General features: G+C 45.2%; 20 protein-coding genes. All 20 read right to left on the bottom strand.

Going from position 1 to position 21,474, the window contains the following annotated elements; all coding sequences use genetic code 11:
- Nucleotides 1-344 precede the first annotated feature (344 nt).
- The 20 genes from lysS to nirB all read right to left on the bottom strand — a co-directional run bounded on the left by lysS (nt 345) and on the right by nirB (nt 21,417).
- Nucleotides 345-1,841 (bottom strand): lysine--tRNA ligase, encoded by a 1,497-nt coding sequence (lysS, locus tag EP58_RS08230; RefSeq protein WP_036092271.1) that lies wholly within the window; start codon nt 1,839-1,841, stop codon nt 345-347.
- Between the two features lie 160 nt (nt 1,842-2,001).
- Complete coding sequence (gene dusB / locus EP58_RS08225) at nt 2,002-2,994, bottom strand: tRNA dihydrouridine synthase DusB (RefSeq protein ID WP_036092268.1); 993 nt, start codon at nt 2,992-2,994, stop codon at nt 2,002-2,004.
- A gap of 131 nt (nt 2,995-3,125) precedes the next feature.
- Nucleotides 3,126-3,605 (bottom strand): 2-amino-4-hydroxy-6-hydroxymethyldihydropteridine diphosphokinase, encoded by a 480-nt coding sequence (folK, locus tag EP58_RS08220; RefSeq protein WP_036092267.1) that lies wholly within the window; start codon nt 3,603-3,605, stop codon nt 3,126-3,128.
- Entirely contained in the window at nt 3,598-3,972 is a 375-nt protein-coding gene (gene folB / locus EP58_RS08215; protein WP_036092264.1) for a dihydroneopterin aldolase, read from the bottom strand. The genes folK and folB overlap by 8 nt, the downstream gene beginning before the upstream one ends.
- 15 nt (nt 3,973-3,987) lie before the next feature.
- The gene (folP, locus tag EP58_RS08210) at nt 3,988-4,773 is read right to left on the bottom strand and encodes a dihydropteroate synthase (protein WP_036092296.1); all 786 of its coding nucleotides are present in this window, start codon (nt 4,771-4,773) and stop codon (nt 3,988-3,990) included.
- Between the two features lie 863 nt (nt 4,774-5,636).
- A complete protein-coding gene (cysK, locus tag EP58_RS08205) occupies nt 5,637-6,560 on the bottom strand; it encodes a cysteine synthase A (RefSeq protein WP_036092262.1) in 924 nt (307 codons plus the stop codon).
- 101 nt (nt 6,561-6,661) lie between these two features.
- On the bottom strand, nt 6,662-7,546 hold the full coding sequence (hslO, locus tag EP58_RS08200; protein ID WP_036092260.1) for an Hsp33 family molecular chaperone HslO: 885 nt from the start codon (nt 7,544-7,546) through the stop codon (nt 6,662-6,664).
- Nucleotides 7,539-8,333 (bottom strand): type III pantothenate kinase, encoded by a 795-nt coding sequence (locus EP58_RS08195; RefSeq protein WP_036092258.1) that lies wholly within the window; start codon nt 8,331-8,333, stop codon nt 7,539-7,541. The genes hslO and EP58_RS08195 overlap by 8 nt, the downstream gene beginning before the upstream one ends.
- 574 nt (nt 8,334-8,907) lie before the next feature.
- The gene (gene ftsH / locus EP58_RS08190; protein WP_036092256.1) at nt 8,908-11,016 is read right to left on the bottom strand and encodes an ATP-dependent zinc metalloprotease FtsH; all 2,109 of its coding nucleotides are present in this window, start codon (nt 11,014-11,016) and stop codon (nt 8,908-8,910) included.
- A gap of 324 nt (nt 11,017-11,340) precedes the next feature.
- Entirely contained in the window at nt 11,341-13,281 is a 1,941-nt protein-coding gene (hpt, locus tag EP58_RS08185) for a hypoxanthine phosphoribosyltransferase (protein WP_103035030.1), read from the bottom strand.
- A 112-nt stretch (nt 13,282-13,393) separates the two neighbouring features.
- Nucleotides 13,394-13,834 (bottom strand): S1 domain-containing RNA-binding protein, encoded by a 441-nt coding sequence (locus tag EP58_RS08180; RefSeq protein WP_036092254.1) that lies wholly within the window; start codon nt 13,832-13,834, stop codon nt 13,394-13,396.
- A 90-nt stretch (nt 13,835-13,924) separates the two neighbouring features.
- Nucleotides 13,925-14,320, bottom strand: a complete 396-nt coding sequence (locus EP58_RS08175) for an FtsB family cell division protein (RefSeq protein WP_036092252.1) — start codon at nt 14,318-14,320, stop codon at nt 13,925-13,927.
- Between the two features lie 192 nt (nt 14,321-14,512).
- Nucleotides 14,513-14,665 carry a hypothetical protein gene (locus EP58_RS17510; protein WP_156110591.1) on the bottom strand — a complete coding sequence of 51 codons (153 nt, stop codon included), beginning with the start codon at nt 14,663-14,665 and terminating at the stop codon, nt 14,513-14,515.
- Between the two features lie 63 nt (nt 14,666-14,728).
- Entirely contained in the window at nt 14,729-15,442 is a 714-nt protein-coding gene (locus tag EP58_RS08170) for a DUF2238 domain-containing protein (protein WP_036092249.1), read from the bottom strand.
- A gap of 86 nt (nt 15,443-15,528) precedes the next feature.
- Nucleotides 15,529-16,179 (bottom strand): response regulator, encoded by a 651-nt coding sequence (locus tag EP58_RS08165; RefSeq protein WP_036092247.1) that lies wholly within the window; start codon nt 16,177-16,179, stop codon nt 15,529-15,531.
- Entirely contained in the window at nt 16,176-17,210 is a 1,035-nt protein-coding gene (locus EP58_RS08160) for a sensor histidine kinase (protein ID WP_036092245.1), read from the bottom strand. The genes EP58_RS08165 and EP58_RS08160 overlap by 4 nt, the downstream gene beginning before the upstream one ends.
- A gap of 6 nt (nt 17,211-17,216) precedes the next feature.
- Complete coding sequence (locus EP58_RS08155; RefSeq protein ID WP_036092242.1) at nt 17,217-17,660, bottom strand: GAF domain-containing protein; 444 nt, start codon at nt 17,658-17,660, stop codon at nt 17,217-17,219.
- 21 nt (nt 17,661-17,681) lie between these two features.
- Complete coding sequence (gene cobA, locus EP58_RS08150) at nt 17,682-18,704, bottom strand: uroporphyrinogen-III C-methyltransferase (RefSeq protein ID WP_052171406.1); 1,023 nt, start codon at nt 18,702-18,704, stop codon at nt 17,682-17,684.
- Nucleotides 18,701-19,012 carry a nitrite reductase small subunit NirD gene (nirD, locus tag EP58_RS08145; RefSeq protein ID WP_036092239.1) on the bottom strand — a complete coding sequence of 104 codons (312 nt, stop codon included), beginning with the start codon at nt 19,010-19,012 and terminating at the stop codon, nt 18,701-18,703. Before nirD ends, cobA begins: the two co-directional genes overlap by 4 nt.
- 5 nt (nt 19,013-19,017) lie before the next feature.
- A complete protein-coding gene (gene nirB, locus EP58_RS08140) occupies nt 19,018-21,417 on the bottom strand; it encodes a nitrite reductase large subunit NirB (RefSeq protein WP_036092237.1) in 2,400 nt (799 codons plus the stop codon).
- Nucleotides 21,418-21,474 lie beyond the last annotated feature (57 nt).

Genomic DNA, 21,474 nt, shown 5'->3' with positions numbered 1-21,474 from the left:
TGCTTTGCGATTCTTACCTAGAAACATCACTGTCTCTATTGGTTTTATCTTTGTTTCTGTTCAGTTTTCAAAGGTCATTTCAGAAGCGCTAAACTTGTTTAGCAGCAACTCTTATATCTTACACTTCCTAGCGATGAATGTCAAGAGCTTTTTTCAAAAAAATATTTTTGACTCTTAGTTGCTTTTATCTGTTTGCTGGAACGATTACTAATATATCACGTTTTCGAGACCTTGGCAAGCATATTTGACAAAAAAAGTTCACATTTTAAAAAAAGTTTTTTAAAAGCTCTTTTTCTGATGAAAAATCGCGTTTTCGAAAGCTCTCAAAAACGCGATTTCTTCGTTTAATCTCTTGGTTTCATCGTCGGGAATAATAGAACATCTCTGATAGATGGTGCGTTGGTTAATAGCATTACCAGTCTGTCCATTCCTATACCTAGGCCTCCCGTTGGTGGAAGGCCGTATTCTAACGCTTCTAGGAATTCTTCATCCATACTATGCGCTTCATCGTTGCCGTGTTCACGTTCTGAGACTTGAGCCTCGAAGCGTTGACGTTGATCAATTGGATCGTTTAATTCTGAGAAGGCGTTGCCGTGCTCACGTCCTACTATGAATACTTCAAAACGATCTGTAAATCGCGCATCATCTTTATTTGTTTTTGCTAGTGGGGATATTTCTATTGGATGTCCATAGATGAATGTTGGTTGGATCAGCTTTTCTTCGACGAATACTTCAAAGAACTCATTAAGGATATGTCCGTATGTCATGTGTTTCGTGATTGGTACATTGTGTTCTTTCGCTAGTGCTTGGGCTTCTTCTGTTGTTTGAACGTTCCAGAAGTCTACTCCTGTATATTGTTTTACGGCATCTACCATATGTAGACGTGTCCAGTTCGGAGTTAGGTCGATTTGTTCTTCGCCGTACGTGATGATAGTGGTGCCATGTAGTTTTTGGCATACTGTTGAGATTAGACCTTCTACAAGTTCCATGATATCTTCAAAATTCTCGAAGGCTGCATATGTTTCTAGCATGGTGAACTCTGGGTTGTGTCGGGTGGAGACGCCTTCGTTACGGAATACGCGTCCGATTTCATATACTTTGTCCATCCCACCTACTATAAGACGCTTTAGATGTAATTCTAGGGCGATGCGGAGATATAGTTGCATGTCTAGCGCGTTGTGGTGTGTTATGAATGGTTTTGCTGCTGCGCCTCCTGCGATTGTGTGCAGAACGGGGGTTTCGACTTCTAGATAGCCGATGTTGTCTAGGTAGTTACGCGTGTATTGCATGATTTTGCTGCGCATTACGAAGCGTTGTTGGCTTTCTGAGTTCGTGATTAGGTCTAGGTAACGTTGACGGTAGCGTTGTTCTACGTCTTTTAAGCCGTGAAATTTGTCTGGTAATGGGCGCAATGATTTGCTTAGCATCGTGAATTCGGTTGCTTTCACGGATAGTTCTCCTGTATTAGTTAGGAAAATCGTTCCTTTGACGCCTACAATGTCGCCTAAATCTGCTAGTTTGAAAATATCGTAGGCTTCTTCTCCAACGCCGTCTTTGCGAATATAGATTTGGACTTGGTGGAAACGATCTTGAATATGTGTGAAGCCTACTTTTCCTTTTACGCGTTTGGTCATGATACGTCCGGCAACGGCAACTTCTATCGCTGCCTCTTCTAATTCTTCTTTTGTTTTACCTTCATATTGGGTTACGATTTCTTCTGGACTAATCGTGCGGACGAATTTTGCGCCGAACGGATCTACGCCTTCTGCTCGTAATGTATCTAGTTTTTCACGACGAACGATTAGCTGGTCGTTTAATTCTTCATGGTTCTCGTTGGACATATTTGACACTCCTATTCTTTTCAAGTTATACAGATAGTTTCATTATACGCTCAATTGGGTTGACTTTTCTAGTTTTATTTAAAAAAAGTTGCCTCAGGGTGTGATGAGACAACTTCGGATTGAAAAATTCGGACTGGAATCTCTGACTGTTCCTGCGACTTTATTGTTTTGCTAAATTCTTTTCTTCATATTGCGTGACGAATCCCCTTAAGATAGCTTCCACTTCGGTGTATACTTCGGCTTGATTTACGGCAACTTTGGCTCGCGTGCTTCCACGTGCACCTTTTAGGTAGTATGCTGCGTGTTGACGGAATTCGCGGACGGCAATTTTTTCACCTTTTATCGCAACGAGACGGCGCAGATGAAGTAGGGCTGTTTCGATTTTGTCGCGTGGTTCTGGTTCTGGGAGTAATTCGCCGGTTTCTAGATAGTGTACGGTTCGGTAGATCATCCACGGGTTTCCAAGGGCAGCGCGGCCAATCATGACGCCATCTGCACCGGTTTGTTCAAGGATGGCTTTGGCGTCTTCTGGTGTTTGGACGTCTCCGTTTGCCATGAACGGGATGGAAATATTCTTTTTGACTTCGGCTAGGATGTTCCAGTCTGCCTTGCCTTCATACATTTGGACCCGGGTGCGGCCGTGCATCGCGATAGCGCTTGCTCCTGCGCGTTCTGCTGCTTGGGCATTTTCGACGGCAAACACGTGTTCATCGTCCCAACCGATTCGCATTTTTACGGTGACGGGTTTATCGACGGCATCTACAACGGCGGCAACCATGTCGTATACTTTATCGGGATTTAAAAGCCATTTGGCGCCGGCTTCACATTTGATGATTTTATTGACTGGGCACCCCATGTTGATGTCGATGATGTCGGCAGTTGTGTTTTCTGACACGAATTTTGCGGCTTCTACTAATGTATTTTTCTCACCGCCAGAAATTTGTAGGCTCAGCGGTTTTTCTTTTTCATCGATATAGAGCATGTCGAGTGTTTTGGCGTTACGTTGCACGATCCCCTTATCGCTTATCATCTCGCAACATACGAGCCCTGCGCCGCATTCTTTGACCGTTAGACGGAACGCGGAATTCGAGATTCCTGCCATCGGTGCGACGACGACTCTATTTTTAATGGGTACATTCCCAATTTTCCACATAAAAACGTTCCTTCTTTCTTGAAATAGAATAACCGCTGGGATACGCGATCCATGATGTCAGCGGTTTGGTTTCTCCTTTTGAAACAATAGTGTTATGGTAACATATCTCGTGAAAAGCGCAAGTGTCTATTTTACCAGTCTAACTGGATGTCTGTTTTGTGTATGCCTTGATCTGCTAAGACCTCTTCTTGCAAAAGTGGTTCTGCGATGACTGGCGCGATTTCTTGTAGTGGAATCATGACGAAGGCTCGTTCCGTCATTCTTGGATGTGGTAATTCGAGGGTTTCGGTTTGCTGGGTGACGCCATCATATAGAAGCAAGTCGATATCAATGAGGCGTGGGCCCCAACGAATAAGGCGGACGCGGCCTAGTTCGGACTCGATTGCCAAACCTTTTTGTAAGAGTGTTTCTGGGTCTAGCGTGGTTTGGATGGTTACGGCGATGTTAAGGAACGCTTCTTGGTCTTCGAAGCCAACTGGGTCGGTTTCGTATACACTGGAGACGTTTTCGATTGTTATTCCCGACTCGGCTTGTAGCGCTTTTAGGGCGTTTTCGAGATTTTCTTGGCGATTTCCGATGTTTGTACCGATCGATAAATAGGCTTTATGCAACGTCACCACTCCTTGTGCGCGTTATTTCCACAGCTACAGAGTGATAGTGGCCCGGGATTGGCGGATTCGGCTTGATGACTTTGACGGTGATTTCTTTTAATAGAGGATAGCCTCCCAAAACTTCCATTGCTATTGTTTCTGCGAGTGCCTCGATTAGTTGGAATCGCTTGTTTTCTGTGATTTCTTTTACCGTTTCGTATACTTCTGCATAACTAACCGTGTCGCTTACTTCATCACTTTTTCCCGCTTTTGCTGTGGATAAACCCAGCGTGAGCGAGACGATGAATGTTTGCCCTAATGTATTTTCTTCTGGCATAACGCCGTGATATCCGTAAAAAGCTAGTTCGTTTAAATAAATTTTATCCATCTTTAAAATTCCCCCTTAATTGTTTGGCGCCTCGATATTGCCGAGAATAGCGTCCGTCATCTTGATCATGCGCGCTATCGGCTTCACATCGTGTACTCGGAAAATCGTGCAGCCTTTTACTTGACCGTAAACAACTGTTGCACCGGTCCCCTCTATGCGCTCGTCTACAGGGAGGTCGAGAACTAGGCCTATCGTCGATTTGCGACTCGTTCCTAGTAAAACTTCATAACCCAGGGCAACTATTTCATCGATTCTTCGTAAAACTTCGAGATTTTGCGCTGGTGTTTTGACAAAACCGAAACCTGGATCTAGTAAAATGTGGTGATTTGGAACGCCCGCTTGTTTGGTAATATCGATGCTCGCTTGTAAGTCTTGTTTTACATTTTCAAAGTAATTATCGTAATCGCGATTGGTTCGGTTATGCATTAAAATGATTGGCGTCGCGAATGCAGCGGCTACTCTGGCTATTTCCGGATCTTTTTTTGCGCCCCATTGGTCGTTAATAATGTCTGCTCCTGCTTCGATTGCGGCGATCGCCACTTCTGATTTCCACGTATCAATTGAGATCCAAACGTCTGGCAAGGCCTCACGAACGACTTTGATTGCGGGGATAACACGCGCCAACTCTTCATCTACCGGAATTTCACGGTGACCAGGTCTCGTAGATTCGCCGCCGATATCGATAATCGCAGCGCCCTCCCGAACCATTTGAATAGCTTTGTCTTTTATTTGTTGTTCGGTTATGTAATTCCCACCGTCCGAAAAAGAATCCGGCGTGACATTCAAGATTCCCATAATCATTGTAGGATGCGTTGTTTGCCATAATTTACTCAACAAAATCACCTCTTTTTTATATTAGTATAGCATGAATCCTTATATTTCGAGGCCCACATTGCCTTTTCCACGCAACAAAAAACCAGCGCGGAAAAGGGAGTAACCACGCTGGTCAAAAAGGGAGTGTTAAGTTTTCATTTTAAAAAGGGAAAAAATGAAACTTAGTTTTGCTTGTTATTAGCTTATAAATACATAATACCCGACTAAAGCAAAATTTTAGTGAGGTTTGTGTTAGAAATTGATGAGAAAACAACGAAATGCTGAAAGAGCCCGTTTATGTTGATGAACTTTCAAACCTTCGTTTGGTTTGATTTAGTGAATCAATAGGCAGTGAAGCAATGGGAGACTGACAACCTTTTAATTGTTAGGGGGCGCAGAAAAATCCCTCCTCTGGATTTTTCGGAGGCACCGAAATTTCCGAGAGGCTGACTAAAAGGAGGGCAGTTTCATTACATTCAACTGCATATTGAGGTTCTAACAAAGCAAACGACGCTTTTCAAGAACCACAACAAAGCTGGATCCAGAGGCGCGAATCGTGACGCCAAACAAGGAACGAATGCTTACTCTCGTATTAAGTCCAAGGATGCTTCATAAGTGCCTCTGGTGGATTACATGCTCGCTTTGCTCTCATGCATATTGGTGTTCTAATGAAGCAAGGGACGCTTCATTAGAACACCAACAAAAAAGACAACGCGTTGGTGGCACGTTGTCTCTTCCTTTCCATCACGAGGAAGTAACGGAAATTGACTTATTTGTTGTGGTCTTACAAGTACTATATTACTGCATGTTCGCGAAATTTTACTGTGGTTTTTGTTAGAAGTCTATGAGATTTATTCGAAATTGTATAGTGCCGTGCTGAGGTAACGTTCGCCATTACTCGCGACAATCGCCAATACTTTTTTACCTGCGCCTAGCTCTTTTGCTAAGTTAAGTGCTGCGAAAATGGTTGCGCCTGATGATATCCCTACTAGGATTCCTTCTTTTTTAGCGACTTCGCGGGCTGTTTCTAAGGCGTCTTCGCTGGAAACTTTGAGGATCCCATCGTATACTTTCGTGTCTAGTGTATCTGGAATGAAGCCTGCGCCGATTCCTTGGATTTTGTGTGGGGATGGCGAATCGCCTGAAAGGACTGCGGATTCTTCTGGTTCTAGGGCGTAGATTTTAATGTCTGGATAGTTTTTCTTCAGTACGTGTCCTGCGCCTGATACGGTTCCGCCAGTTCCTACTCCTGCGATAAATGCGTCTAAGCCATCTTTGCCGAATGCTTCGACGATTTCTGGGCCTGTTGTGCGTTCGTGAACGGCTGGATTGGCTGGGTTATGGAATTGTTGCGGTACGAAATAGCCGTGTGCTTTTGCGAGTTCGTCTGCTTTCGCGATTGCGCCCTTCATGCCGTCTGGACCTGGTGTCAACACTAACTCTGCGCCATATGCTTGTAGTAATTTGCGACGCTCTAAGCTCATCGTTTCTGGCATCACAAAAATCGCGCGGTATCCTTTCGCGGCTGCAACCATCGCAAGTCCGATTCCCGTGTTTCCGCTTGTCGGCTCAATGATTGTATCGCCAGGTTTCAGAGCGCCCGATTGTTCTGCGTCTTCGATCATCGCGTTAGCAATACGGTCTTTCACGCTGCCTCCTGGATTTTGGAATTCCAATTTCACATATACGTCCGCGCTTCCTGATTCTGGTAAACGATTTAATTTCACGATAGGCGTTTTTCCGATTAAGTCTGTAATTGAGTTTGCAATTGTCATTTTCTCAACACTCCTTCTCTATTCTCTCCTCTACTTTAATCAATCCCGAGTCGTTTTGTCAAATTTAAAAGGCACCCCATCCCTAGGATACCTTCCAGTTTTTATTTCGCTTCTTCGTAAAATGCTTCTAGTTCAGATTCTTCAAAGTGATATTTATTACGGCAAAAATGGCATTCTGCTTCTGCGCCATGGTCTTCTTCAATCATTTGGCGAATTTCACTTTTTCCTAGAGAGATAATCGCGTTACCAAAACGTTCTTTGGAACAATTACATTCGAACGTGACTGGCATTTTTTCGAGGATTTGTAAGTTTTCTTCGCCGCCTGCAAGTCTTGCCAAAATTTGTTCTGGCGTTTCTCCTGCTTCGATAAGACGGGAGATGGTTGGGCAATCTTTCAGGTTTTTTTCGATTTCATCGATGATTGCGTCGTCTGCGCCTGGAAGTAGCTGTAGCATGAATCCACCTGCGGCTTCGATGGTGTCATCTGGATTTACGAGCACGCCAACGCCGAGTGATGAATTTATTTGTTCAGATGTAGCAAGATAGTACGTATAATCCTCGCCAATTTCGCCTGAAACGATCGGAACTTGCCCTGTAAAATTCGAGCGGAAACCGATGTCTTTCACAACGGCTAGCATTCCTTCTGTACCAACGCCGCGACGAACATCTAATTTGCCGAACTCGTTTAGCTCGCTGAAATGCACGTGTGGATTCGTTACGTAGCCTCGAATCTGGCCTTGCGTATTGCTGTCCGTGATGATTGGTCCGATTGGTCCGTTTCCTTCGATTTTGACGGTTACTTTTTGGTCTTCTTTTTGCATCGCGCCGAGGAATAGGGTTGCGGTCATAGATCTACCAAGCGCTGCGGATGAGATGGACCACGTGTCATGACGACGTTGCGCCTCGCCCACCGCTTCTGTTGTTCTTGCAGCGTAAGCACGGACATTTCCGCCATACGCTAATGCTTTTACTAAATAATCACTCACTATCATTAACTCCTTTATCGTTTGATTGATTTCGTTCATATAAAATTCGCAACCCTTTCAACGTTAGAAATGGGTCTACGATATCCGTTATCTCTGATTTGCCGCTAATAAGCCTCGCGAGACCTCCTGTTGCGACGATGGTTGGCTCTGTGTTGGTCTGTTCTTTCATCGCCTTGACAATACCTTCAAACTGGCCGATAAAACCGTAATAAATACCTGCTTGCATCGACGCGACGGTGCTTTTGCCGATGACTTTTGGCGCTTCTGTGATGTCTACGCGTGGAAGTTTTGCGGCGCGATTGTAGAGGGCCTCCGTTGAGATCATAATGCCTGGTGCGATTGCTCCGCCGTGGTAGCGCGATTTTTCATCGATATAGCAGAATGTTGTCGCCGTTCCAAAATCCACGATAATAGCGGGAGCTCCGTATTCTTCAATCGTCGCTACGGCGTTGACAATTCGATCAGCACCGACTTCGCGCGGGTTGTCGACTTGTAGATTGAGACCGGTTTTGATACCTGGACCAACAACGAGCGGCCTAATTTCGAAATATTTATAGCACATCGCTTCCAGAGAATGCATAATCGGCGGGACAACAGATGAGATGATAATTCCCTCGATTGCCTTGGAAGAAATGCCACCGTATTGAAAAAAATCTAAGACCATCATGCCGAGTTCGTCTGATGTACGGTGACGATCCGTCGTCATTCGCCAATGCTTGCGTAGCTCTTTGCCTTCATAGACACCAATTGTGATGTTCGTATTCCCAACATCGATAACTAAAATCATACCGTCACCATCCTTTTTGTGATTTTTCTAGAGTATCATAACACGGATTCTGTGAAAAGCCGAGTAATTTGTCTTATTTTGACCAATAGGATGAAAAGCTGAAGAAGCCCGTTAGACCCGAAAAAATTTGTTAGGGGCCGCAGTGAAAACCCGCTCTTGGTTTTTGCGGAGGCCACGAAAATTTCGAGGGTCTGGCTTCTGAAGCTGGATCTGATGAAAAGCTGAAACGGCCCGTTCAGCTCCGAAAAAAACTGGAGCGGCCGCAGGAAAAAGCCGCTCTTGCTTTTTGTGGAGGGCGTGAAGTTTTCGAGGAGTTGGCCGTTGAAGCTAGATCTGGAAGCGATGATACGTCAAAAATCGGGGCGTTCCCACAAACTTGATTGGCAGACTATGAATTATTGCAAAATTTTTCTCAGACTGTTACTGACTCCATGCTCGGCGTTGTGAGAGCCACTGGGGGTTTACATGCTCGCTTTGCTCTCATGCATATTGAGGCTCTAATTCAGCACAGGACGCTTCATAAGAGCCACAACAAAACCAGCACACAACTATCATGTACTGGTTCCTATCTTACTTATTCACCTTTTTTATCATCATTCGGTGTTTTTTCAGCATCTGGTGCTTCTTCAGTCACGACCTCTTTCGGTGCTTCTGATTCTGCATCCTTCTCTGCTTTTTCTTCTTTATCTGCATAATCCCAAATCTTATCGTCTTTCGCTTCTTCGACAAGTTCTTTCTTCTCTTCTTCATAAGATTTTGGTTCAATATCATCTTTTTCTGAAGGGAATTCGGACATTTGTTCGTCAGCGTCCATTTCGGATGGTAAAACGCCATCGTCATATAGTGAACGGATTTGGCGTGCATCTAATGTTTCAACTTCAAGCAACGTTTCCGCGATAAGCGTATGTTGCTCTCTGTGTTCTTCAATAATTGTTTTCGCACGGTCATAACAGAAGCGGATTAGGCTTTGAACTTCGGTATCAATTTCATACGCGATCTTGTCGGAGTAGTTTTTGCCATTTCCGAAATCTCTGCCCATGAATACTTGATCGCTACCTGATGAGAATTGAAGTGGACCAATTTTGTCGCTCATACCCCATTCTGTTACCATCCGGCGCGCGATTTGTGTCGCACGTTCGAAGTCATTGCTTGCGCCTGTTGTTACTTCACCAAATTCGATTTCTTCGGCTACCCGTCCACCTAGTAGACCTGTAATACGGTCCATTAACTCAGCTTTCGTCATTAGGAAGCGATCTTCTTTTGGTAACATAACGGCATAACCGCCTGCTTGTCCACGTGGAACAATCGTTACTTTGTGGACTACTTCAGCTTCATCGAGCACCATTCCGACGATTACGTGACCACTTTCATGATACGCGACGGTACGGCGTTCTTTGATTGAAATAACACGGTTTTTCTTGGCTGGGCCGGCGATAACGCGATCACTTGCTTCGTCCAAGTCTTTCATATCGATTTGTTTCTTATCGGAACGCGCGGCAACAAGGGCTGCTTCATTCAGTAAGTTTTCTAAATCGGCACCAGAGAATCCTGGCGTACGTTGAGCAATCGCTTTTAAGTCAACGCTCTTCGCAAGTGGTTTATTACGAGCATGCACTCGAAGTACGGCTTCACGTCCTTTAACATCTGGACGGTCTACCATGATTTGACGGTCAAAACGGCCTGGACGTAGTAACGCTGGGTCAAGTACGTCGGCACGGTTAGTCGCAGCAATGATAATGATTCCTTCGTTACCGCCGAAACCATCCATTTCTACAAGTAATTGGTTCAATGTTTGCTCGCGTTCGTCATGTCCGCCGCCCATTCCTGCGCCACGTTGACGACCTACAGCATCAATTTCATCGATAAAGATAATACATGGAGCGTTTTTCTTCGCATTTTCGAACAAGTCGCGGACACGGCTTGCACCGACACCAACGAACATTTCCACGAAGTCCGAACCACTGATTGAGAAGAACGGTACACCTGCTTCACCGGCTACTGCACGGGCAAGTAATGTTTTACCTGTACCTGGAGGACCTACGAGTAAGACCCCTTTAGGAATACGTGCGCCAAGTTCGGCAAATTTGCGTGGATCTTTTAGGAAATCTACAACTTCTACTAATTCTTGTTTCTCTTCATCTGCACCGGCTACATCTGTGAAGCGGACTTTATTCTTGTCGTCGTTATAAAGTTTGGCTTTACTTTTACCAAAGTTCATAACTCGACCGCCACCGCCGCCACCTTGTGCTTGGCTCATTAGGAAGAAGAACAGGATAAAGATAATAACGAAAGGAATGATAGAAGTGAAGAACGTGATCCAGCCACTATTTTGCTTTGCTGGTACAACTGTCATTTTCACATCGTTGTCATCCGCAACCTTATCCATTTGAGTTAGCAATTGATCACTGTTGATAGCATATGTTGTGAATTTCGTTGTTGTTTGATCTTTTCCAACTTTGCTGTCAGTTTTCACTGCTTTCTTCAGTTCTCCATTAATCACATACACGCTGCGATCCGGTTGTATGGAGAATGATTTGATTTGATCGTCACCCATTTTCGTGATGAACTCATCATAGCTGATTTCTTTTGCAGACTCACTATTGTTATTAAAAGTGGCTACGATTCCTATGATGACAAGGAAAATGATAACGTAAAATATGGCGTTTCTAAAAAAGCGATTCATTCCTTACCTCCTCCCACGTAAGAGCATGGATTAAGTCTTTACAGTTAGGTTTTTTTGCATTCCCTTTTTGGCTGTAAAAACAGATCCGCCTTGTGTTTCTCTCACGAAGACTTTCTATTAAAAAGCATGGTTTATTATTATTCCTCAAATAGGCATATTGAGCTAAAAACTAAGACTAATGATAGCATAACGAATTGCAATTTCCCAATGATTTGCATGTTGTTGGACACGTTTTTTTATCACAGGAAAAATTTAACGCGGAATAGCTACCTTTGTGCCTTGTTTTCTATATGTTAACAAATTTAATTCATTTTGTGAACTAAATCAATCTGCGTATATTTCTGGTTTCAAAACGCCGATGTATGGTAAGTTACGATATTTCTCTGCGAAGTCAAGACCGTAGCCAACGACGAATTCATTTGGAACGACAAACCCGACGTAATCTGCGTCAATATCTACATTGCGTCCTTCTGGTTTATCAAGCAACGTTACTAGTTTTACGGATTTGGCTTTGCGGTATTTTAGAAGATCAACTAAATAGCTAAGCGTGCGTCCGCTGTCGATAATATCTTCCAGAATCAGTACGTCTCGACCTTCCACTGATGTATTCAAATCTTTGATGATTTTTACTTCGCCGGTTGAAACTGTGCCGTTACCGTAGCTCGATACATCCATGAAATCCATTTCTAGATATGTATCTACTCGTTTTAGTAAATCGGTCATGAAAGGCGTTGCACCTTTTAAGACACCGATGACTAGCGGGAAGCGACCGTCGTACTCGGCTGTCAGTTCTTTGCCCAGCTCAGCAATTTTCTCCTGGATTTCATTTTCGCTAATCAACACTTTCTGAATATCGTTGTGCATACTTTTGTTTCCTCCTAAATTACGATGATATCTTATAATATATTGCTTTGTTTCACGGTTTGGTTTCGTTTGGTGGACCGACGCCTGAACGCCTGGAATCCATAAAATTTCACCTGAATAATCTGTCACAATAGGCCACGTATCACGTTCATGCTTCGGAATTTTGGCATCGATGAAAATCGATTTGAGCTTGCGTGTGCCACCTGTCGTTTTCATGCGATCACCGTTCATGCGCCCGCGGATAATGAGCGGTAACTGGATTGCCTCTTGATTCACAATCATACCATCTAATCCTGCTGTTTGCACAACTGAGCTTTTGGTCTTGATGCGAATCTCTGCACCATCTGCTAGCGTCACGCGATCACCGTCGTACAATTGATGATAAAAATCCTGCACTTTCTTGCTCGACTCGCCATAAAAGAAGTCCAGCTGGTCATACGCACGCCTCACAATTAAGCTATTCGGCAAATGAATGACGCCCGACGGATTGGTTTCCCGATTCAGTCGTAAAATCTGGTCCACATGCCCTGCCGAAATAAGCGACATCGTGTCTTTATACAGATGCTTCAATAGTAAATGAATTGTACGGCGTTGTAAAGGTTGGGGCAGTTTTCGCCACTCGGTTAATGAAAGTTTCACATCGGTTTCGCTATATTCGGTCATGTTTCGCAGCGCCTGTTCCGCCAACTCATTCAAAAACAGAAAATCTTCGGTCGTTTCTTCCGAAAAACGCCGGAATTGTTCATCGACATGCGTATTTTCTTGTTTTAAAAAAGGCAGTAAAGCTTTGCGATAGCGATTGCGCGTATACGTATCTTCCTGATTGGTCGCATCCTCTAAATAAGGAACGTCTTGCGCCTCACACAGATGCACAATCTCACTTTTCGTTAACGGGAGGAACGGCCGAACCACCATCCCCGTCGCAAAATCGCGTTTTGGTTGCATCCCGAGCCAGCCCAAATCGGAACTCCCTCGAACAAGCCGCATCAAAATCGTTTCCATCTGATCGTCCGCATGGTGCGCTAGAACGAGCTTCTGACAGTGATATTTCCGCATAAGCCCTCTGAAAAAGGTATACCGATACTTGCGCGCCGTTTCTTCAATCCCGGTTTTCTCCTGCTCCGCTAACCGCCTAATATCCAGTTGCGTCGCTTCAAAACGAATGCCGTAAGTCTCACAAACATCCGCGACGAGTTGCTCTTCATCGACAGATTCTGCTCGCAGACCATGATTGACATGCGCCACAATAATCGCCTCTTTTGGCACAATCCTTGTTTGGATTAGAAAATGAAGCAACGCCATGGAATCCGCGCCACCAGAAACCGCGACGAGCAGCTGATCGCTTGGCTTAATAAGTTGATGCTTATTTATAAACGCCATTACTTTTTCGCGAGCCATCATGTTTCCAACCTCTTTCATCATCCAAATCAGGCAAAAAAAGGAGTTGTACCTAAGCCAAGTAAATCAGACTTTAGTTGACTTTGAACAGCTCCTATAAATTCACTATTTATGATTAGCTACGTTTCGCGCCACGGCCGCCACGTTTGGACTCCGTTTGACGTTTTAAGGTAGATAAACGGTCTTCGCTATCTTTTAAGAATTTAGACATTTTATCTTCAAAATTCTCTGGACGTACTGGCTCTGCAGCCTTTTTGTTGTATTTCGGTTTGCGAGGACCATTGCTATAACTTCTCTCTGGTCTTTCTGGACGCTCCGGTTGGTCAACTGCTTTACGAATTGATAAACCGATTTTGCCGTCATCGCCGACATTCATTACTTTCACAGTGACTTCATCGCCAACCGTTAAAATGTCATTGATATCCTTCACATAGTTATCTGCAACCTCACTAATGTGAACAAGACCTGTCTTGCCACCCTCTAACTCAACAAACGCCCCAAAATTAGTAATCCCGGTAATCTTCCCTTGTAACTTGTTGCCTACTTCAATCGACATAAAACAATGCTTCCTCCTTAGAATTTCACTCTACCCTTAATTATAGCTAATATAAAAAGAGTGTCAATTACACGAAACTTTTTTCGCAAATTAATTGGACGACTCTTTCTTCTTATCGTTTTCGTCAGGAATATTGAAAATGATTTCCCCCTTCTCAGAAAGGAAATACTCACTCCTAGCCAGTTTCGCGATGTAGTCATCATCATGTAATTTGTTAATCGTGTTCTTTAGTTCTTTCTGATCTTGCGCTACTGCGAGTGCTTTCTTATCTAATTCTACTTTCTCTGTTTCCTTGGCGTGTAGTAAACTCACTTGTTGCGAGTAGACGTACACTAAACCACCGCTGACCACCACAATAACTGCGGCAAGCATTAATAGCCTCCGAAATAGTGCGACTCTTCTGCGTGATCGTTGTTTCTTCATGATCGTTTCATCTTGTACGTAACGATTATTTAGTCTTGTAACAGTACGTTGGTCTCTTTTCACACATCATCCCCCATTTCTTCAGTATTAATTCGCCACTAGCCCCAATTTAAAGACTAGCTGTGATCCGCCTTGAAAAAAATTGGTTCTTGTTTAAAATAATAACAATATTTCAGCCTTTTGTCCATTGCTATCCGTTATTTTGACGATCTTTTTTAAGTACATCTGTTCTATTTAGTTGCATAATTTATTTTTTTATGCTTTATGGTCTGGATATTTGTCCCTAGCTGGGCGGTTTTTCGTTCTGGATAAGGTAATGACTAATAGGATGATTGCTATGATAATTGTGATTGGAATGAAAAATACAATCGCCGTGAAAATCATGTCTCCCAATGAGAAGGCCATCATTTTGTTCCCCCTTTTCAAAAAAGGCTTGCAAGGAAAAACCATGACAAGCCTTTGATCGTACTATTACTTTTTCACTGTTTTTTTGAATTCGAATTTCGCCATCCAGCCTTTTTTGCGCTTCAGGTTGATGTAGCCGATAGTCGCGAATACGAAGGCCCCGAGGAAGTCGACGAACAGGTCTTCCATCGTGTCGGTTACCGCGGCGGTCCCAGCGAGTTTTGTGCCGTCTTCTAGCATCGTTTTTTGCATGTTCATGCCTAGCCATTTGTCGGATGCGAACTCGTAAAATTCCCAGACAACGCCTAGTGTTACCGCAAAACATACGGCGAACAAGGCTACAAAAGCCGGGCTTAAATTCATCGTTGTGCGCTCATCCTCATTGAGAAAGGAGATGACGGAAAATCCGAGTGCGCCGAGCATAGCACCACTAAATGTGTGTAAAATCGTGTCCCAATTTGGAATTAAATAGTAGAAACTTTGAACTTCTCCAAGGTAAATCGAGCAGTATAGAAAAATAATAAAGACGAGATACATGTTCCCTGGAATTTCAAATTTGAATCGACGTCCAAGAATCGACGGTAAAAACATGGCTACTAGCCCAAGAATACACTGGCTTACCATGAGCGAATAGTCGCTGCGTGTCGGTTCTCCTTCTGGTACACCGGTCGCTGGTGTCGTCATCAAATTGTAGATGGAAAATACTAATGATATTAATAGTGATGCGAAAACGAATATCGCGATGATTTTCGTCCAATTCCACTTTCTGGTTTTCTTCAAATGAATGCCACTCCCTTTTTCAAAAATCTTGCCATTTATTCATTATAATAACTTTTTCAGGAAAAAGGAAGTTTAAACCGAGCGCGTCATAAATCGATGAGGTTTTTCTTGATGGCGTATTTGACAATTTCGGCGCGGGTAGTGAGGTCGAGCTTGTTCATGATGTTTGATTTGTGTGTTTCGACGGTTTTCACGGAGATGCATAGTTTGTTGGCGATTTCTTTGTTGCCATAGCCGAGCGCGATGAGGGGTAAAACTTCTTGTTCGCGGTTGGAAAGCTGGACATAGGAATCGCTGACTTCTTCGCCGTTATTTTGTTGTAAAAATTGGCGGACGAGAGCCGTCGTTACTTTTGGATAGATATAGGTTTCGCCTTGCTGTAAGGCTCGGATGGCATCTAGTAGTTCGTCGTCTTTGGCATTTTTTAAGATGTAGCCGGTCGCGCCTAGTTTTAAAGCTCGGAACAGGTATTCTTCGTCGTCGTGCATCGTCAAAATGAGGATTTTAGTCGCAGGAAAGTTCTCCTTGATTCTTTTTGTGGTGACTAAGCCATTTTCGCCTGGTGGCATGCTGAGATCCATCAAAACAACGTCTGGTGCGTGGCGCTCGGTTTCAAGATAAGCCTCCAAACCATCTGCGGCGTCTGCTACGACGGTCATGTCTTCCTGGGAGTTGATGACGAAGGATAGGCCACTTCTGACTACGGCATGGTCGTCTACAACGAGTACTTTGATCATGTTGTTCTGCCTCCTTTTGGCTCGATTGGTATTCTGACGAGTACTTTCGTTCCTTGATTCGGCTCTGAACGAAGCTCGAATTCCCCGTGCAAGAGTTCCACGCGTTCTTTCATGTTTAGCAAGCCCAAGCCGCTTCCTTCTGCAGTAAAATGGTCTGGTGAAAAGCCAATGCCTTGGTCGTTGATTTCGAGTACGATCGTGTGCTTCGTCTTGAAAAGGTATACTTCGATTTCGTCTACATCGGCGTATTTAGCGGCATTCGTGAGCGCTTCTTGGGTGACGCGGTATAGCATGGTTTCGACGCTTGCTGGAAAACGCGTGCCATAAAGTTCGGAAACGAAGACAACATGGACACCGAAAAGTTGCTCATAGCGTTTAAAATAGACTTTTAGCGCTGCAAAAATTCCGAGGTCATCAAGGGAAGACGGACGTAATTCTACCGCCATATTGCGAATGTCTTCCAGTGTCGTTGCAAGCATCGAGTCCATTTCGGCAATACTTGATTCGTAGTCTTCTTTTTTAGTCATGTATTTGATTTTGCGAAGTTCGATGAGCGTGCTGAAAAGGCCTTGCGCCAAACCGTCGTGAAGCTCGCGGGATAGGCGTTTCCGTTCGTTTTCCTGGGCGTTGATAACGTATTCGGTCATTGTTTTTTGCTTCAGCAGTTGTTCGGTTTGTTGTTGTTGGGTTAGGTTGCGCAGGAGCAAGACGCTGATTCCAGCTGATTCGTCGATGAGCGTGTAACTCGCGCTAAATGGGATGTTTTCGCCGCCTTCCACGTTCAGGAAGATTTGGAAAGCTTCGTTATCAACTCGTTGGTGCAAGAAGCAATCAAGACAGGTTCGCTCTTCGAAAATCGAGGTATAGCCGCTGCAGTAGGTGCAGAAATCGTCTAGCTTCACTTCATAGCGATCGAGCAATTGGTTTGCCGCCGGATTCGACGCGATGATTTCACTTTTGTCTCGTAACAAAAAAACAGCGTCGCTCATCTGTTCGTAGGCTTTCATGAATAGTTCGGATGTTATTTCCATTTCGCATCATTCCTTTACGGCTAGTAAGCTTTGTTGCATTTTGTCGGCAATTGCTTGGAAATCGGTGGGCATCGAGGTTTTTATTTGCGTGACTTTACGGTAACCGCCCAGCATTACACCGATGACAGCGCCCTCGGACATGATGGGAACGGCGATAATGCTCGCTAAATTCTCGGTGAGTGCGATAGGATATTCTTGAAGCGGCGCGAGCCTCTCGGTTTTGAGATCTTCGGAAATCATTGGTCTTGCGGTCCGCCAAACGATTCCCGCGATGCCTTTGCCAACTTGGAGGACGATTTTTTGGTAGCGGTTATTGCGGTTGCCGGCGACGTATTTCCAGCGTATTTCTTTTTGTCCGTCTGCTGCAATCGCGGTGGCAATGCCGACAAAGTCTAGACCGAATTGCAGCCTAATATCGATCAGTTCGCTTGCTATGTCTTGTTCTTTCATTGGTTTGACATTCCTCCTTAACTACCCTTCTAGAATAACATGCGCGGGATCGTTTTGGAATATGTGAAAGGTTTCATTTATGCCCAATCGGAGTAATTCTTCTTGAAAAATTCGAGCTGGTGTTCCGTCGTGTAAAATGACGCCATCCCATTGTTGCTCGGATAAGACGCGGGTCGTGATGTCGTCGAATCTCGCGTCTTGGATTCGGAGCGCGTAAACATGAGCGCCGAGCTCGGTGTAGTCGCAGATTTGGTCGAAGGTGATGCCCGTTTCGGATGCTAGTAGGTAGCGTTTGCCGAATAGTGGCGTTTGTTCGAACCAAGAGGTGTCGCTGCGTTCTTTGACGACGTTTCCGATGATAATCATGGCAGGGTTCGCCATCGTGGTTTGCGCTAGCTCGGATTCGATTGTCGCGATGGTGCCTGTAAGTACTTTTTGGCGGCCGAGCGTTCCCCATTCGATAATGGCTACGGGAAGTTTGGCGAGTTCTGGTTGCTTGGTGATTTTTTCGCAGATGCGCGGGAGGTTTTCGATTCCCATGTAAAATGCGAGCGTGCCACCTTGTGCGAGTGTCGTCATGTCAATCTCCGTGAGGGCGTTGTTTTTCTGATGACCGGTTGCAAAAGTGACGTGCCCGTTATGGTCGCGATGTGTTAGGGGAATTCCCGCATAGATCGCCGCGGCGGAACTGGACGTGATGCCTGGAATGACTTGATAGGTCAAACCGGCGTCTCTGATGGCTTTCATTTCTTCGCCGACGCGTCCAAAGATAGCGGGATCGCCACCTTTTAGACGGACTACTTTTTTGCCTTGCGCGGCGTTCGCGACGATGGCTGCGTTGATTTGATCTTGGCGCATGATGTGATGGCGTGGTAGTTTGCCGCAGTATAGGAACTCAGCGTCTTTTTTCGCTAAGTAGAGCAGTGTCGGGTTGACGAGCCGGTCGTAAATGATGATATCTGCTGTTTCTAGGTGACGCCGGCCTTTTTGTGTCAAGAGTCCTGGATCGCCTGGGCCTGCGCCGATGAGATAGACGTTTATCATGGATTCGTTACCAGATAAATTTTGCCGTTTTCGACTACGGTTTCGTAGGTTTTGACGCAGCCTTCATCGGGCGCCACGACCAGACCCGTTTCTAATGATATTTTATAGTCGTGTAGCGGGCAGAAAACGTCGGTTCCAGATACGGTGCCTTCTGCAAGTGGACCATTTTTGTGTGGGCAGCGGTTTTCGATGGCTTTTATGCTGTCGTCTGATAGTCGGAATAACGCGATTCGGGCCTTGTCTAGGAGCACTTCACGGCCGATGAGTGGCACCAAATTTTCTAAGTCTGCTACATATTTTTTCTCCATCGCGGTCACACTCTTTCTACGTGATATAGTTTTTGTTTTTCTTCGTCTTGCAAAACTTGCTTCCATGGGTCATCGCGGCCTGCGAGTGCCTCATCTAGCGCGGTTTTTAGAATCGCTTGTTCGGCTGGGTCAAGAATGATATCGCGGACGTGTTCCATGCCCATGCGTTCAAGCCACGGCGCGGTTCGTTCCATGTAAACGCCGGTTTCGCGGTAGTATTGGACGAAGGCGCTGCAAATGTCGAGTACTTCTTGCTCGGTCGCGACGGTGGTTAGGAGCTGTGCTTCTTTGATTTCCGTGCCGCCGTTTCCGCCGATGTAGATTTGGTAACCGTTCTCGACGCAGATGATGCCATAGTCCTTGACACCTGATTCGACGCAGCTTCTTGGGCAACCGGAGACACCCATTTTGAATTTATGTGGCGTGTCGACGAACTCGAAGCGACGTTCTAAAGCTTCGCCGAGTGCGAGTGCATCTTGGGTTCCAAAACGGCAAAATTTCGAACCGACACAGGATTTTACGGTGCGTAAAGTTTTTCCGTATGCAAAACCGGAACGCATGTCGAGTTCTTCCCAGATTTTCGGAAGGTCTTCTTTTTTGACGCCATATAGGCCGATGCGTTGTCCGCCAGTTAGTTTGAGTAGTGGGACATCGTATTTTTCGGCGACTTTGGCGATTTTGATGAGTTGTTGTGGGTCGGTTTGGCCTGCGTACATCCGCGGAATGACGGAGTATGTGCCGTCGTTTTGAATATTGGCGTGTAGCCGTTCGTTGACGTAGCGGCTTTCTGGCTCGTCGGCGTGCGTTTGCGGATAGATCATGTTGAGGTAGTAATTGAGTGCTGGACGGCATTTCGAGCAGCCTTCTGGGTTGCGGAACGCTAGGACGTGACGGACTTCTTTTGCGGTTTGTAGTTGTTTGGAGCGGATTTGGATGATGAGCTGGTCGCGCGTGAAGTCCGTACATCCGCAGATTCCTGCTGGTGCGGCGCTTACGAAATCGTCGCCGAGTGTGTGTTCGAGAATGTCGCCGATGATTGGTTTACATTTCCCGCAAGATCCGCCGGCTTTGGTGTATGCAGTGACTTCGCCGATTGTAGTTAGGCCTTTGTCTGTGATGGCGTGCGTGATATCGCCTTTCGTGACGCCGTTACAGCCACATACGGATTCGTCGTCGGGCATTTCTGCGACGCTCGCGCTTTCTGTTTCGCCTGATTTGTGGAGTAGCGAAACGAGCGTGAAGTCGGTGAGTTCTTCTTCTTTTTTGAGCAGGTTATAGAGGCGGTTGCCTTCTGTTGTATCACCGTAAAGCACGACGCCGACTAATTTCCCATCGCGCATGAAGATTTTTTTATATTTGTTTTCGATGCTATTGAAAATCGTGACGCCTTTGATTTCGGCGTTTTCTTTGATGTCGCCGGCCGAGAATAGGTCGCAACCGGATACTTTGAGCTGGGTGAACATTTTGCTACCATGATAGCCTTTCGTTTCGATGCCGCATAGGTAATCTGCGAGGACTTTTCCTTGCTCATAGAGTGGCGCTACAAGGCCATACGCGATGCCATTATGTTCGGCACATTCTCCAACGGCAAAAATGGCTGGATCGGCGGTTGTCATAAAATCGTCGACTACGATGCCGCGTCCTGTCGGTAAGTTCGCGTGTTGTGCTAGTTCGATTTCGGGTTTGATGCCGATTGCCATGACTACTAGATCTGTCTCGATTTGTGAGCCGTCTTTAAACGCTAGACCTGTGACGCGTGATTTGCCGAGAATTTTGGAGGTCGCTTTTTGCATGAGAAATTTCATGCCTTGCGCTTCGAGATCTGCTTTTAAAAGTTCGCCTGCTTTCGCGTCAAGTTGGGTTTCCATTAACCAGTCTGCGAGATGGATAACCGTGACGTCCATACCTTGATCGAGGAGTCCACGCGCTGCTTCCAAGCCAAGCAGACCACCGCCAATGACAGTAGCTCGTTTGTATTTTTTGGATGCTGCAATCATTTTTTCTGTGTCGGCTATGGTTCGGAATCCGAGCACGCCTTCTAAATCTGCGCCTGGAATTGGCAGGATGAAAGCTCTTGATCCTGTCGCTAAAATGAGACGGTCGTATGTGATATTGCGCTTTGTCGTGGTGACGGTGTTGGTGAGCCTGTCGATTAAAATGGCTTGCTCGTCTGTATGTAGCGTGATGTTGTTGGACGCGTACCATGTTTCGTCGTTTAGGATAATTTCGGACGGCGTCATTTTGTTTTGCAGAATATTGGACAGCATGATGCGATTGTAGTTCGGATGTGGCTCATCGCCGATAATCGTGATGTCGTATTTGTCTGGATCGCGGTCTAGAATTTCTTCAATCGTGCGCACACCAGCCATTCCGTTGCCGATCATGAGTAGTTTTTGTTTTGGCATGTGTTTCCCCTCCTGTTAATTGTGAAAATATGAACAATTAATTATAAAATTAGATAG

Origin of the sequence: Paenilisteria newyorkensis (assembly GCF_000766145.1) — a bacterium.
GTDB classification, from domain to species: Bacteria; Bacillota; Bacilli; order Lactobacillales; family Listeriaceae; genus Listeria_A; species Listeria_A newyorkensis.
The sequence above is the reverse complement of the archived record's forward strand: the minus strand, read 5'-3'. Positions and strand labels throughout refer to the sequence as shown.

What these genes read in the sequence shown, in the direction of transcription:
- folB (WP_036092264.1), bottom strand. Translation starts at nt 3,972, where the DNA reads ATGGATAAAATTTATTTAAACGAACTAGCTTTTTACGGATATCACGGC.
- nirD (WP_036092239.1), bottom strand. Translation starts at nt 19,012, where the DNA reads ATGGAGAAAAAATATGTAGCAGACTTAGAAAATTTGGTGCCACTCATC.
- lysS (WP_036092271.1), bottom strand. Translation starts at nt 1,841, where the DNA reads ATGTCCAACGAGAACCATGAAGAATTAAACGACCAGCTAATCGTTCGT.
- ftsH (WP_036092256.1), bottom strand. Translation starts at nt 11,016, where the DNA reads ATGAATCGCTTTTTTAGAAACGCCATATTTTACGTTATCATTTTCCTT.
- EP58_RS08180 (WP_036092254.1), bottom strand. Translation starts at nt 13,834, where the DNA reads ATGTCGATTGAAGTAGGCAACAAGTTACAAGGGAAGATTACCGGGATT.
- cysK (WP_036092262.1), bottom strand. Translation starts at nt 6,560, where the DNA reads ATGACAATTGCAAACTCAATTACAGACTTAATCGGAAAAACGCCTATC.
- EP58_RS08195 (WP_036092258.1), bottom strand. Translation starts at nt 8,333, where the DNA reads ATGATTTTAGTTATCGATGTTGGGAATACGAACATCACAATTGGTGTC.
- nirB (WP_036092237.1), bottom strand. Translation starts at nt 21,417, where the DNA reads ATGCCAAAACAAAAACTACTCATGATCGGCAACGGAATGGCTGGTGTG.
- hpt (WP_103035030.1), bottom strand. Translation starts at nt 13,281, where the DNA reads ATGATGGCTCGCGAAAAAGTAATGGCGTTTATAAATAAGCATCAACTT.
- EP58_RS08160 (WP_036092245.1), bottom strand. Translation starts at nt 17,210, where the DNA reads ATGGAAATAACATCCGAACTATTCATGAAAGCCTACGAACAGATGAGC.
- cobA (WP_052171406.1), bottom strand. Translation starts at nt 18,704, where the DNA reads ATGATAAACGTCTATCTCATCGGCGCAGGCCCAGGCGATCCAGGACTC.
- folP (WP_036092296.1), bottom strand. Translation starts at nt 4,773, where the DNA reads ATGATTATGGGAATCTTGAATGTCACGCCGGATTCTTTTTCGGACGGT.
- dusB (WP_036092268.1), bottom strand. Translation starts at nt 2,994, where the DNA reads ATGTGGAAAATTGGGAATGTACCCATTAAAAATAGAGTCGTCGTCGCA.
- EP58_RS17510 (WP_156110591.1), bottom strand. Translation starts at nt 14,665, where the DNA reads ATGATGGCCTTCTCATTGGGAGACATGATTTTCACGGCGATTGTATTT.
- EP58_RS08155 (WP_036092242.1), bottom strand. Translation starts at nt 17,660, where the DNA reads ATGAAAGAACAAGACATAGCAAGCGAACTGATCGATATTAGGCTGCAA.
- EP58_RS08165 (WP_036092247.1), bottom strand. Translation starts at nt 16,179, where the DNA reads ATGATCAAAGTACTCGTTGTAGACGACCATGCCGTAGTCAGAAGTGGC.